Annotated in this window: 10 protein-coding genes; 5 read left to right on the forward strand and 5 right to left on the reverse strand. The window is 63.3% G+C overall.

The genetic code is table 11. The features are described from left to right. Positions 1-54 precede the first annotated feature (54 nt). Positions 55-759: a haloacid dehalogenase type II gene (locus BSG19_RS01590; protein ID WP_092984212.1), complete on the reverse strand. Its 705-nt coding sequence runs from the start codon at positions 757-759 to the stop codon at positions 55-57. Positions 760-847: 88 nt separating this feature from the next. Between BSG19_RS01590 and BSG19_RS01595 the strand changes: the two genes are divergently transcribed. Beyond that, positions 848-1,705, forward strand: a complete 858-nt coding sequence (locus BSG19_RS01595) for a LysR family transcriptional regulator (RefSeq protein WP_092984214.1) — start codon at positions 848-850, stop codon at positions 1,703-1,705. A gap of 63 nt (positions 1,706-1,768) precedes the next feature. Here the strand turns inward: BSG19_RS01595 and BSG19_RS01600 are convergent, their stop codons facing one another. From BSG19_RS01600 to BSG19_RS01610, 3 genes are read right to left on the reverse strand one after another with little or no spacing between them, the layout of a single operon-like run. Beyond that, complete coding sequence (locus BSG19_RS01600) at positions 1,769-4,861, reverse strand: efflux RND transporter permease subunit (RefSeq protein WP_092984216.1); 3,093 nt, start codon at positions 4,859-4,861, stop codon at positions 1,769-1,771. After that, positions 4,858-5,922 (reverse strand): efflux RND transporter periplasmic adaptor subunit, encoded by a 1,065-nt coding sequence (locus BSG19_RS01605; RefSeq protein WP_092984218.1) that lies wholly within the window; start codon positions 5,920-5,922, stop codon positions 4,858-4,860. The genes BSG19_RS01600 and BSG19_RS01605 overlap by 4 nt, the downstream gene beginning before the upstream one ends. Next, a complete protein-coding gene (locus BSG19_RS01610) occupies positions 5,919-7,004 on the reverse strand; it encodes an efflux RND transporter periplasmic adaptor subunit (RefSeq protein WP_170865824.1) in 1,086 nt (361 codons plus the stop codon). Before BSG19_RS01610 ends, BSG19_RS01605 begins: the two co-directional genes overlap by 4 nt. Before the next feature lie 133 nt (positions 7,005-7,137). Here BSG19_RS01610 and BSG19_RS01615 point away from each other — a divergent pair, with 133 nt between their 5' ends. Both BSG19_RS01615 and BSG19_RS01620 read left to right on the forward strand, forming a co-directional pair. Further along, the gene (locus BSG19_RS01615) at positions 7,138-7,785 is read left to right on the forward strand and encodes a TetR/AcrR family transcriptional regulator (RefSeq protein ID WP_170865825.1); all 648 of its coding nucleotides are present in this window, start codon (positions 7,138-7,140) and stop codon (positions 7,783-7,785) included. A gap of 178 nt (positions 7,786-7,963) precedes the next feature. After that, positions 7,964-9,610, forward strand: coding sequence for a Na/Pi cotransporter family protein (locus BSG19_RS01620; RefSeq protein WP_092984224.1), 1,647 nt, complete (start codon positions 7,964-7,966; stop codon positions 9,608-9,610). Between the two features lie 66 nt (positions 9,611-9,676). On the opposite strand, the gene BSG19_RS01625 is transcribed toward BSG19_RS01620, so the two are convergent. Next, complete coding sequence (locus tag BSG19_RS01625) at positions 9,677-10,906, reverse strand: ROK family transcriptional regulator (RefSeq protein WP_092984226.1); 1,230 nt, start codon at positions 10,904-10,906, stop codon at positions 9,677-9,679. Positions 10,907-11,127: 221 nt separating this feature from the next. On the opposite strand from BSG19_RS01625, the gene xylF reads away from it, so the two are divergent. Together xylF and BSG19_RS01635 are read left to right on the forward strand one after the other, a co-directional pair. Further along, positions 11,128-12,168 carry a D-xylose ABC transporter substrate-binding protein gene (gene xylF / locus BSG19_RS01630; RefSeq protein ID WP_092984228.1) on the forward strand — a complete coding sequence of 347 codons (1,041 nt, stop codon included), beginning with the start codon at positions 11,128-11,130 and terminating at the stop codon, positions 12,166-12,168. Between the two features lie 212 nt (positions 12,169-12,380). After that, on the forward strand, positions 12,381-13,694 hold the full coding sequence (locus BSG19_RS01635; protein WP_092984230.1) for a sugar ABC transporter permease: 1,314 nt from the start codon (positions 12,381-12,383) through the stop codon (positions 13,692-13,694). Positions 13,695-13,737 lie beyond the last annotated feature (43 nt).

Raw genomic sequence — 13,737 nt, forward strand, 5'->3', positions numbered from 1 at the left:
ATTGCACCCAGCTCATTGCATCCAACTCATTGCACCCAGCTCATTGCATCCAACTCATTGCATCCAGTGAGCAGCCCTGAACAGGCCGGGCACGTGATCGAGCGTGGGAACGTGCTCGTCCGGCCGGTAACCCTCTGGTCGTTTGCGACCTGTTCCCCGGTCGATCCAGATCGTACGAAAGCCCAGTTCGCGCGCTGCGGCAAGGTCGAGATGCGGACTTGCGCAAATATGCACCAGCTCTTCCGGCGAAATGCCAAGGCTCTTCCAGGCATGATGGAAGATCTGCGCGGATGGCTTATAAGCGCCAGCCTGTTCGGCCGTGATGACCCGGTCGATGACGCCGCCGAGCTGGGCGACATTTCCGGCGATGATAGCATCATCGGTGTTGGAGATGATGGCCAGCTTGAAACCGGCGGCCTTGAGCTGGCGCAATGTGTCCACAACCTCTGGAAAAGGCGGCATCCGGCCGATCGATCCGGTGAGGACGTCGGCGTCTTCCGGCGCGAACGCGCGGCCGAAAGCCATCATCGTCTTCTCCAGCGCAAGCGCGCTGACCTCGCGGAACGACCGATGCGGCCGCTCGACTTCGAGCGCATGCTCATACCTGTCGAATGTCGAGATAAAGGCTTTGGGGTCGACAGTCTCAGCCTCCTTCGAGAGGATCTCCGTGATCGCCGCCATCAGCCCCTCGTCCCACTGGATCAGCGTTCCGTAGCAGTCGAATGTCAGCCAGTCCGGCCGAGGTCCCGTCAATGTCATCGCATGTCTCCCTGATCTCCCAGCACATTGACAAACCCTCAGCTCATTGGGAAATTAAATGTCCCGATGAACATGATCGTTTTTTCCAATGACATATCCTTTCGACCTCGATCTGCTGCGGACCTTTGTGGCCGTGATCGATAACGGCGGCTTCACCCGTGCGGCAGAGCGCGTGAACCTGACGCAGTCCACCGTGAGCCAGCAGATCAAGAAGCTGGAAACCGGCATCTGTCAGCCCCTGATCGTGCGCGACAGATCGAGCGGAACGCTGCGAACGACGGAAGCTGGAGAACTGCTGCTGAGCTACGCCCGAAGGCTGCTGGCCACTGCGGACGAGGCAACCGAGGTGATGCGCCGGCCGGCAGCACCGCGCACCGTCCGTCTCGGCGTGCCGGAAGATTTCGCCGGGCGACGGCTGATCGATCTGCTTTCCGGCTTCGCCGACGCATCGCCCCACATCCGGCTCGACACGACCAGCGGCTGGAGCACCGGGCTGGGGCGGCTGCTGGATTCCGGTGAAATCGATCTGGCGCTCATAAAACGCGAACCGGCCGAGGGTTCGTGTGTAGCGAGCTGGAAAGAACAACTGGTCTGGATCGGCAGCCAACATCGCCCCCTTGAGGACGACACGGTTCCCCTTGCCGTCTTTCCGGTCGGCTGCATCTACCGCGAACGCGCCATGCGCGCCATCGAGCGTAGCGGACGGCGTTGGCGGATCGCCTATACCAGTCAGGGCCTGATGGGCGTGCAGGCGGCGGTCGCTTCCGGCCTGGGCGTCAGCCTCGTGCCGGCAAACGCCGTTCTGCCGGATCACCGCCGCTTGACGCCTGCCGAAGGCTTCGAACCGCAGCCGGAAGCCGAACTTGCGCTGGTCAAAGGTCGAGCGAAACTTGCGCCCGAGGCACAGGATCTCGCGGACTTCATCACCCGGAACCTCTCCGTCTGACGACAACGCCGCCCGTCTTGCGAACGGGCGGCGTTGTCGATTCCGCAACGGAATGGGATGGCGTCAGACCGAGGGCTGCGCCACCGGATGGGTACCCGTTTCGGCCTTGTTCTCGGGCTTCTCTTCATGGATCCGGAACCAGGCGACATAGAGCGCAGGCAGGAAGAGCAGCGTCAGGACGGTCCCCACGATGATACCCCCGATCATGGCGTAGGCCATGGGCCCCCAGAAGATCTCGCGGGCGATCGGAATGAGCGCGAGGCTGGCAGCGGCAGCCGTCAGCATGATCGGCCGCATGCGATGTTCGGTCGCCTCCACGACGGCCGTCCAGGGCGCAACGCCCTCACTCCGCAACGTCTCGATCTGGTCGATCAGGATAACCGAGTTGCGGATGAGGATGCCGATCAGCGCGAGGATGCCGAGGATGGCGACGAAGCCCATCGGTGCCCCGCTCGGCAGCAGCGCCGCGACCACGCCGATAATGGCGAGCGGCGCGACCGCGAAGACGAGGAAGAGCCGGCTGAAGCTCTGAAGCTGGATCATCAGGATCGTGGCCATGACGAAGAGCATCAGCGGCACGACGGCGGCGATGGGTCCCTGGGCCTTGCCGCTTTCCTCGACGGCACCGGCAACCGCGATCGAATAGCCGGGCGGCAGGGTTGCCTCGAACGACTTGATCGCCGGATCGAGTTCGGCGACGGCCGTCGCCGGCTGCACCTTGTCGATCATGCCGGCCCGCACCGTGACGGTGGGGATGCGCGAGCGGGTCCAGATCAGCGGCTGCTCGACATCGTAACGGAAAGAGGCCACGGCGGCGAGCGGCACGGACCGGCCATCGCCAACAGGCAACTGGAGGTCTCGCAAGGTCTCGATGGAGCTGCGCTCCGCCTCGACCGCACGGCCGACGATGTTGACGAGGTAGATATCGTCGCGCACCTGCGTTGCCGTCGTGCCGCCGACAATGCCGTTGATGGTCGTTGCAATGGCCTGCGATGTGATGCCGAGCTGGCGAGCCTTGTCCTGCAGCACGTCGATCTTGACCACGCGCGAGGGCTCGTTCCAGTCATAGGCAACGTCGCCGAGGTGCTTGTTCTCACCGACGATATTGCCAAGGTCGAGCGCCAGCTGCCGCACCTTCTGGATTTCCGGGCCGCTGACGCGATAGGCGACGGGGCGACCGACAGGCGGGCCGATATCGAGGAGCTTCACATAGGCATCCGTGCCGATGAACGTCTTCTTGAGATAGGCCTCGAGATCCGGCTTCAGCCGGTCGCGGGCTTCGATGCTCTTGCTGACGATGATCGTCTGCCCGAAGGCCGGACTGTTCGGCTGCACGTCGAACGACAGGACGAAGCGCAGCGCGCCCTGCCCCACATAGCTCGACCAGTGCTCTACATCCGGATTGCCCTTCAGCTTTTCCGCTTCGAACTGGGCGATCTGCCGTTGCGTCTCGCGGATCGAGGCACTCTGCGGCAGGTTCCAGTCGATGATGAGCTCGTTGCGGTCCGATGAGGGGAAGAACTGCTGCTGCACGAACTGCATGCTGTAGACGGAGCCCGCGAACACGATCAGCGTCACGGCAATCGTGACCCAGCGGAAGCGCATGCAGATGAGCAGGACACGCGAGAAGATACGGGCGACGATGCCCTTGGAGCCGTGATGCTGTTTCATCGTTTTCGGCAGCATCAGCACGCCGAGAAGCGGTGTGAAGAGCACGGCGACGATCCAGGAGAGGATAAGCGATGCCGCGATGACGATGAACAGCGTGAAGGTGAACTCACCCGCCGCGCTGTTGTTGAGGCCCACGGGAATGAAGCCCGCAACGGTCACCAGCGTGCCGGTCAGCATCGGGAATGCTGTGGACGTGTAGACATAGGTTGCGGCCTTGCGCAGGTCGTCCCCCGCCTCCAGCCGCGCCACCATCATTTCCACGGCGATCATGGCATCGTCCACAAGCAGCCCGAGCGCGATGATCAGCGCGCCGAGCGAAATGCGCTGCAGCGAAATGCCGAGATATTCCATGATGACAAAGGTCATCGCGAGAACGAGCGGAATGGCCACGGCGACAACCAGTCCGGCCCGCAGGCCGAGACTGACGAAGGAGACGGCAAGCACGATGGCGATAGCTTCGAACAGTGCACGCGTGAAGCCGGACACCGCCTCGTCCACGATCTTCGGCTGGTCGGAGACCAGATGCGCATCGATGCCGACCGGCAGCTTCTGCTCGATCTTGTCCATGCGCTCCGTCAGCGCCTCGCCGAAGGCCAGAAGATTGGCGCCCTGCTTCATGTTCACCGCCAGCGCAATCGCCGGCTCGCCGTTGTAGCGGAAGATCGTGCTCGGCGGATCGGCATAGCCGCGACGGATGGAGGCGACGTCGCTCAGCCGGAAGAACTGGTTGTTGACCCGCAGGTTGAGATTGCGCAGGCTGTCTTCCGAGGAGAACTGACCCGACACGCGGACGCTGATGCGCTCCGGGCTATCCTGCATGACGCCGGAGGGCGCAACCGCGTTCTGGGCCTGCAGCGTATCGACCACGCTCTGCTGGTCGATCCCGAGGGCCGCCAGCTGACGAGAGGAGAATTCGAGGAAGATGACCTCGTCCTGGGCTCCGATGATATCGACCTTGCCGGCGTTCGGCACGGTCAGCACTTCGGCTCGTACGGCTTCCACCGTGTCGCGAAGCTCACGCTGCGAAAAGCCATCCGAGGTGAAGGCGTAGATATTGCCGTAGACGTCGCCGAAGCTGTCGTTGAAGAACGGCCCCTGCACACCGGAGGGGAAGGTGCCCTGGATGTCGCCGACGAGATTGCGCACCCGCACCCATGTCGGGGCGACCTGCGCGGCCGGGGTCGTTTCGCGCAGATAGACGAACACTGTCGTCTGCCCGGCGACCGTCTGGCTCTTGGTGTAGTCGAGCTGCGGCAACTCCTCGAGCTTCTTCTCGATGCGCTCCGTCACCTGCTTGATCGTGTCCTCGACGGTGGCGCCGGGCCACTGCGCGGTGATGATCATGGTCTTGATCGTGAAGGAGGGATCCTCCTCGCGTCCGAGATTGAGGTAGGACAGGAAGCCGGCAAGCGAGAAGACCAGCATGAAATACCAGAGGAGCGAGCGGTGACCCAGCCCCCAGTCCGACAGGTTGAACGGCTTCATTTCAAATCTCCGGAAATGCGGATTTTCTGCCCGTCGGTCAGGCTATTGACCCCGGCGACGACGACGCGGTCGCCGCGCTTGAGGCCGGAGGTGATGGCAACACGGTCGCCGGTGCCGGTGGTCGTGACCTCGCGTGTGGCGACGGCATCGGTCCCGTCCGGAATGATCCACACCAGCGTCTTGCCGTCACGGGTGACGATGGCAGAGGCGGGCAGCAGCAATTCGGATGGACGGGTGTCGGGCAACGAAACCGCGATGACGGAACCCAGACGGAAGGCTGCGGGAGCGGCCTGAAGCGCGATGCGGATGCGCTGCGAACGTGTGACAGGATCAGCGGAAGGCTCGATGCGGCGCACGCGGCCCTTGACCACCGTCGTCGGGTCGGACTGGAGAACGACCGAGAAGGGATCGCCGATCTTGATACCGGACGCCGCAGAGGGCGGGAGATCGACCACGGCATCGCGCAGGTCGGGCCGCGCCACAGTCACCACGGTCTGCCCGGCGGCAACCACCTGACCAGGCTCGGCGGCTGTGCTGGTAACCACGCCGGTATAATCGGCTGTGATCTCCGCGTAGCTCAGACGCTCCTGCGCCTTGGCGAGGTTCGCCCTCGCCCGCACCTCGGCGGATTGGGCAGCCTGCGCGGCCTGCACGGCGTCCTCGACAGCGGCTTGCGACACAACGGTCTTGGCGAAGAGCCCCTTCTGGCGCTGCTCGACGACGCGAGCATTATTGCTGGAGGCCTGCGCGCTGACAAGCGACGCCTGTGCGGCCTGAACGTCCTGTTCAAGCGCCGTGGCTTCGAGCACGGCCAGCAGCGTGCCGCGCTCCACGGGATCGCCCACCTGCACGTTCCGCGAGATCATGCGGCCGAGAATCTGGAAGCTGTAGTTCGTGACGATTTGCGGCTCGACGGTCCCGGCGAAAGACAGAGGAACGGAATTCGTTTCCTCCAGCACCAGTGACTTGACCGGCCTCGGCGGCGGCGGCGCCGCTTCATCATCATTGGAACAAGCCGCCAGCATGAGGCCAAGCGGAAGGAGGATGAAAGCGGACTTCATGGGGTATTCCCCTCGGAAAGCATGACGGTCTGGCCCTGACGCAGCAGCTTCGTGCCGTTGACGACGACCTGATCGCCGGTCTTGAGACCGGTTGCGATGATCATGGCGTCGGTCTGGTACTCGGCGAGCGTGACCTGCCGAAGCGCGACGGTGGAATTGGCCGGATCGAAGATCCACAGAGCGGGCTTTCCTCCGGATGCGGCAAGGGCTGTTGGTGGCAGCGTGAAGGCCGGCGGGCCGGCAAGGGAGACCGTGCCACGCACCACGGAGGCAAGCGTCATGGCGGCCGGCGGTTGATCGAGCCCGACCTTGATGCGTACGGTCCCCGTCTGCCGGTCGACCGTCGGCGCGATCTCGCGCACCGGCCCGCGGGCGGAAACGGAGGGATCCGACGCGAGGTTGACGGTGACTTCCGGCGGCTCTCCGCTGCCCAGAAGCGACTCGTAGATATCGAAGACCGCATCGCGCGGCCCGTCAACGGCAACGGAGAACACTGCCTGCGCCGCCTGCACCGTCTCACCGACATCCGCATTGCGCGCCGTCACGATCCCGTCCGCATCGGCGGTGAGCCTGGTGTAGGACAGCGTTTCCTCGGCATTGGTCAGCGCCGACTCGGCCGACTTCAGCGAGGCGCGAGCGACCTTCAGGTTCTCTTCCGCAAGATCATAGGTCGTCTGCGCCGTCGAATTGGCGCGAAGCAGCGTCTGCTGGCGCGCAAAGGCCGCTGTCGCATGCGACAGGTCGGCATTGGCGGCAGACAGCGTGGCACGTGCCGATTCGAGATCGGCCCGCTGCACTTCGTCGTCCATCTGAGCCAGAAGCTGTCCCTTACGCACGGCATCGCCGACATCGACCAGGCGCTCGATGATACGGCCGCTGGTCCTGAACGAGAGATTGGTCTCGATGCGCGCCGCGATCGAGCCTGTAAGGCTGATCTCGGTCTGCGACGGTTTGGGAGCGACAACCTCGATGCGCACGCGCGGCACCGGCTTTTGCGCCGGCGCCTCTTCATCGGAACAGGCCGTTAGAAAAGAAACCGTCATGGCGGCGACAAGAGCCATGCGGACGAATGGGAAGGTCATGATCGGATCCATATTGCCGTTCCGTCCGGTAAAATGCCTCTCGGACTTGACGGGAAACCCTACAGTTTCCTATTGATAGAAAACTCATCGGTTTCCGAAAGTCAAGAGGTCCCTCATGAGCCTATGCGAAAGCTTGATCAGGAGAAGAAAGCCGGGGCGGCCAGCCGCCCTGAGCGAAGCCGAACGTCGCGATCAGATTCTCGATGCGGCCGAACGGTGTTTCGTGTCGCAGGGATATCGCTCGACCCAGATGGACGATGTAGTCAAGGCCTGCGGGATGTCGAAGAAGACGGTGTATCGGAGCTTTGGAACCAAGGAAAACCTGTTCGTCGCGCTGATCGACCGCGTGATGCACGACGACATCGCGCTTGAGATGCCGGAAGATCATCAGCCGGCCGACGTGGTGATCGCCGATATCCTTTCGCGTCTTTCGGCCTTCGTGCTCTCCGACAGACAGGTGAACATCACCCGGCTGGTCATTTCCGAAAGCGCGCATGCGCCGGAACTTGCGGCAGCGTTTCATGACAATGGCCTGCGCTGTTGCAAGGAGAAGCTGACCGACATTCTCCGCCACCTTCAGGCGACCGGCCGCTTGAAAGCAGATCGCCCCGCTGAGCTTGCAAGCCTTCTCGTCGGAGCCATTATCGGCGAATCGCTCGTCACAGCGCTCATTCGACGACCGCAGGCGATGACCGATCGCGACCGGGAAGGTCGCATCGAGCACCTGTTATCGCTCGTCCGCATCTCGCTGATGCCGGAAAGGACTGCCCAGACCTCCTGACATCGCCTCTCCCGCTGCTGGAGAACGAGAACGACCGTCGGCGTCGCAGCGACACCGTGGAAAACGCACACAACTTGCTACTTTCAGCAGCATCGTTGCCCCGCTTCTCTGCACATCCTATCCTTCCTGATGTCTGCGGGCGAAGCTCCACCAGCAAGACATGCCGGGATAAAGTTCGATGCAATCCACCATCGTCATGATCAACCTGTTCGGCGCCATCGCGCTTCTCCTCTTCGGCCTGTCGCTGGTGAAGGACGGAGTGTCGCGCGCGTTCGGCGCACGGCTGCGCACCGGCCTTGCGACCGGCACGAAGCATGGATGGCGGGCGTTTCTCTCCGGTTTCGTGGCGACCATCGCGCTGCAAAGCTCCACCGCGACGGCGCTGATGGTGTCGTCCTTCGTCGAGCGCCGCATGGTCAAGCAGCGACTGGCCCAGATCGTTCTTCTCGGTGCGAATATCGGCACCGCCGTTACCGCCTGGATCGTCTCGACCGGCATCGAATGGCTTTCGCCGCTGCTGATTCTGTCTGGAACGGTGCTTTATCGCGGCAAGCATAGCGGACGACAGGGCGGTGGCACCGCACTGATCGGCATCGGCCTCATGCTGCTCTCGCTGCATCTTCTCAGCCTCGCGACGGAACCGATGCGTTCCTCGCCGGCGCTGGCCGCCTTCATCTCGCTTCTGGACGGCGCATGGCTTGTCGCGCTCGTGTTCAGCGCGGTGCTCGCCTTCGTCTCGTCCTCGAGCCTGGCCATCGTCGTCCTGATCCTGTCGCTCGCCTCGACCGGCATTCTTTCTCCCGGCCTCATCGTCGTCCTCGTTCTCGGCGCCAATCTCGGCGGCGCCATCCCGCCCTTCGTCGCCACCCTGAACGGTCCGCCTGCCGCAAGGCGTGTGACGCTCGGCAACCTCATCGTGCGCGCCTGCGGCTGTCTCATCGCGCTACCGCTCGCCGGCATCGGCGCAGATCTGCTGCGTCAATTGCCGCTGCCGCCGGAGAAGCTGCCGGTCGATGCTCATCTCATCTTCAACATTCTGCTGGCCGCCGCTGCCTGGCCTTTCGCCCGCAACCTCTCCGTCCTGATGATGCGCATGGTGCCGGACCAGCCCGAACGCGAGAACGCGCCGAAATTCCTCGATGACCACGAACTCTCTACCCCTGTCGTCGCCCTGACGAGTGCCACGCGCGAAGTGCTTGGCGTCGGCGATCTCATCGAGCGCATGCTGATCGTCGCGTCCGATAGCTTCCGCACCGACGATATGGGGCCGCTGCGACAGATCCCGGCGCTGGAGCACAGCGTCGACAGCCTCCAGCAGGAGGTGAAGATCTACCTGTCGAAGCTCGGCCGGAAGGGTCTGGACGACGAGAACGGCCGGCGCTCCATCGTGATCCTGGACTATGCGATCAATCTGGAGCATGTCGGCGATATCATCGAAAAGGGTCTGCTCGATCAGGTGACGAAGAAGATCACCCTCGGGCTGAAATTCTCCGATGCGGGCTTTCAGGAACTTCAGACCCTGTTCGACCTGACGATCGACAATCTGCGCATCGCCCAGACGATCTTCGTCACACGCGATATCGACCTCGCCCGCCAGTTGATGGAGGTGAAGGTCGAGGTCCGAAATCTTGAGAAACAATCGGCCGAGCGGCATTTCCAGCGGCTGCGCGACGGGCATGCCGACAGCCTTCAGACCAGCTCGCTGCATCTCGACATGCTGCGCGACCTCAAGCGCATCAATGCGCACATCGTCTCGGTTGCCCATCCGATCATGGATGCCAGCGGCCTGCTGCGCGAGAGTCGGCTGAAGACCCTGGGGGTCTGACGTTTGTCAGGGATAAGTGGAAACAGGTTATCCCGAAAGGACAAACGGAACAGACTCTAGCCCACTTCAGGCCGAGCGCTTTTCGGACGGCGAGAGCCGTGCTTCGGCAATGGCCTGGTCGATCCCCGTCAAAGCCCGGTTGAGATGCCCTTCGAAGACGAGCCGTTGCTCGTCAGCATGCACCGTCATCTCGGGGCGGCCTTTCAGCCGGACCTCGTGCGAGGCGGAAAGCCCCTCGTCGATCCCCGGCACCAGAAGGTCGAAATAGCGTGTTCCCGGTCCCGTGAAGACGATCGGCATGCGACCATGGAAGCTCATCAGCCGCGACAGGCCGTTGCCGAGCGCGAGCCCCGCCTGACGAAAGGCATAGCCGGCCATCCGGTTTCCTCCCCGCGCCGATTGCGCGATCTTGTCCATCTCCGGCAGCGGAACGAATTTCGCCGGGATGGTGTCCGCCGGCACCTGAAAGGCCGTGCGCAGGATGCCGTAGAACCCTGCCGTCGCCTCGATGCACCCCTGCCCGCCACACCGGCAGAGCCCGCCGCCGGTAACATGGAGCATGTGCCCGAAATTCGGCGCGCTCGCCTCCACCTCGTCGTGACGGCGCAGACGCGCGATGCCGAGCCCGATGCTGTGGCCAAGCGACACGACGGCCAGCGCGCTATCCTCCGAAGCGGGCTTGGCAGCGACCCCAAGCGCCTGCGCCACCAGCAGCGTCTCGTTGCTGAGTGTCACGACCGCATGCCAATCCGGTGCCAGAAGGGCTGCAAAGTCGATCTCCTGTTCGCCCAGAAGCGGCGACCAGAGCAGCCGGTGCCCGTCCGAATCGACCGTTCCCTTGCTGCTGATGGAGATAGCCAACACCGTCTCATGGGCGAGGCGAGAGCGTTCGGCGAGCCGGCCCAACGCCGCGCGGAACTGCGGCGCGAAATGGGATGCGCCCTGCGCATCATGACGCCGCGCCTCATCGAACCGGTCAATCAGGCGACCGGCATAATCCACCAGGGAATACTGCACGGCATCCGACGAGATCTGCGCGGTGATCAGATAACCGCAATCGCGCGCTTGCGAAAACAGAACACGCGGACGTCCTCGCCCTGCCCCTGGCTGCTGCTCGCTCCGCTCCAGCACGCCTGCCTTTTCCAGCTCGACCGTGATGGCGGAGACGGTTGCCGACGACAGGCCGGTGCGTGTCCCGAGATCCGTATGCGACTGCGGGCCATGACGCCGCAGGCTTGAGAGAACGAGCAGGATGTTCTGCTGGCGCATCTGCTCGGAGCCGGACTTTATGAGCATGCGCAGCCTGACCTTCCCTGTTCGCACAGACGAAACCGCCCGAAACCCCAGCACCCGAAACCCTTGCAAATGACCGTGTTGACAGCCTTAGAAATCTCTGACATCTATTTTCTCGACTGTCGAGAAAAAACTCTCAGGAGGAGGGTTCGGCAGGTTTTCGGGCTGGGCGGGGGTCGTGCGGGAGGTTCGCGCGAACGGTCAGCCGCGTTTGGGAGGTTTTGATGAAATCCGTTCTGAAACTCATGGCCGGCGTCGCCGTCATCGTATCCCTGCACACCGCAGCGCAGGCCAAGGACCTTGTCGTCGGCGTATCCTGGTCGAATTTCCAGGAAGAACGCTGGAAGACGGATGAGGCGGCCATCAAGGCGGCACTCGAGGCATCCGGCGACAAGTACATCTCGGCCGACGCCCAGTCGTCCGCCGCCAAGCAGCTGACCGATGTCGAGTCGCTGATCTCGCAGGGCGCGAATGCGCTGATCGTGCTGGCGCAGGACAGCGATGCGATTGGCCCGGCCATCGAGAAGGCTGCGGCTGAAGGCATCCCGGTCGTCGGTTACGACCGCCTGATCGAAAACCCCGCCGCCTTCTACATCACCTTCGACAACAAGGAAGTCGGCCGCATGCAGGCCCGCGAAGTGCTGAAGGCAAAGCCTGAAGGCAACTACGTCTTCATCAAGGGTTCCTCGTCCGACCCGAATGCGGACTTCCTCTTCTCTGGTCAGGTCGAAGTTCTGAAGGAAGCCATGGACGCCGGCAAGATCAAGAATGTCGGCGAAGCCTACACCGACGGCTGGAAGCCGGAACTGGCCCAGAAGAACATGGAGCAGTTCCTGACCGCCGCCGACAACAAGGTCGATGCCGTGGTCGCCTCCAATGACGGCACCGCCGGCGGTGCGATTGCAGCCCTTGACGCGCAAGGCCTCGCCGGCTCGGTTCCCGTCTCCGGACAGGATGCCGACAAGGCAGCCCTGAACCGCGTAGCCTTGGGCACCCAGACCGTATCCGTCTGGAAGGACAGCCGCGTTCTCGGCAAGCGCGCCGCGGAGATTGCGGTCGATCTGGCCAATGGCAAGAAGATGGACCAGATCACGGATGTCCAGACCTTCGAAGGTGGCCCGAAGAAGGTGGCGATGAAGTCCGTCTTCCTGTCCCCCATGCCGATCACCAAGGACAATCTGAACGCCGTGATCGACGCCAAGTGGATCAGCAAGGAAGAGGCCTGCCAGGGCGTGAAGGCCGGCTCGGTCCCCGCCTGCAACTGATCGGCCTGCAACTGATCAACCTGCTACTGATCTGCCTGCAATGTATCGGTAAGCAGACGTGAAACGGGACGGACGTGGCATCCAGCATGCAACGTCCGTCCCGCTCTGAGCGGATGAGGGATCTGCGCGGAAGGCAGAGGATAGGGCCGTCGCGACACTGCGGCACGCCGGCCCCGTTCGCTGCCGGTTCCATGAGGGAGAACGACGAGGCCATGGCCGAAACCACCAATACGATACCATTCAACCCGGCAAGAGCGACGATGGAGAATCCGGTTCGCCGCTTTTTCCGCGCGACCGAGATCGATACCCGCCTGCTCGGCATGATCGGCGCGCTGCTGGTCATCTGGATCGGCTTTCACATGCTGACAGGTGGCCTGTTCCTGACGCCGCGCAACCTCTGGAACCTCACGGTACAGACCTCCTCCGTCGCTGTCATGGCGACCGGAATGGTGCTGATCATCGTCACGCGCAATATCGACCTGTCCGTCGGCTCTGTGCTTGGCTTCTGCGGGATGGTGATGGGCGTCCTTCAGGCGCAGATCCTGCCGCAATATCTCGGTCTCGACAGTTCACTCATCTGGATCGTCACTCTGGCCTGCGGCGTGGTCGTCGGTGGCCTGATCGGAGCGCTGCACGGCGTCATCATCGCCTTTCTCGGCGTGCCCTCCTTCATCGTCACGCTGGGCGGCCTGCTCGTGTGGCGCGGTGCCACGTGGTTCGTCACGTCGGGGCAGACGGTCGCGCCCATGAACGCGACATTCCGTCTCATGGGCGGCGGCACGGAAGGCTCCATTGGCGCGACCGCCAGCTGGATCGTCGGCCTCATCGCCTGCCTCGCCATCGTCGGCGCCATTCTGAACGCCCGCAAGCAGCGCAAGCGCTTCGGCTTTCCCCGGCGTCCGGTCTGGGCGGAATATGTGCTGGCCACCCTCTCCTGCGCCGTTGTCATCGGGGCCGTGCTCGTTGCCAACAGCTATTACTGGCCGGTCAACATCGCGCTGCGTTATGCCGAGGCGAACGCTATTTCCCTGCCCGAGGGAGGACTGAAGATCTCCCACGGCATCGCCGTGCCCGTGCTCATAGCCATCGCCGTGGGCATCGTCATGACCTTCATCTCCACACGCCTGCGCTTCGGCCGCTATGTCTTCGCGATCGGCGGTAACCAGGAAGCAGCCGAACTCGCCGGCATCAAGACCCGGTGGGTCACGGTGCGGATCTTCGCCCTCATGGGCATTCTCTGCGCTATCGCGGCCGCCATCTCCACCGCCCGTCTCAATGCCGCCACCAATGCGCAGGGCGAGCTTGACGAGCTCTATACGATCGCGGCAGCGGTCATCGGCGGCACCTCGCTTGCCGGCGGGGTCGGCACCATCGCTGGCGCCATGCTCGGGGCCTTCGTCATGCAGTCCCTGCAATCGGGCATGGTGCTTCTCGGCATCGACAGCCCGCTCCAGCGCATCGTCGTCGGCTTCGTGCTGGTCGTCGCCGTCTGGCTCGACACCGTCTACCGCGCGCGCGCCAAGTAAGGAGGCCGATCATGACCACGACAACACCCCAAGGCATCCCTGC

Origin of the sequence: Rhizobium sp. NFR03 (genome assembly GCF_900111275.1) — a bacterium.
Lineage (GTDB): Bacteria > Pseudomonadota > Alphaproteobacteria > Rhizobiales > Rhizobiaceae > Ferranicluibacter.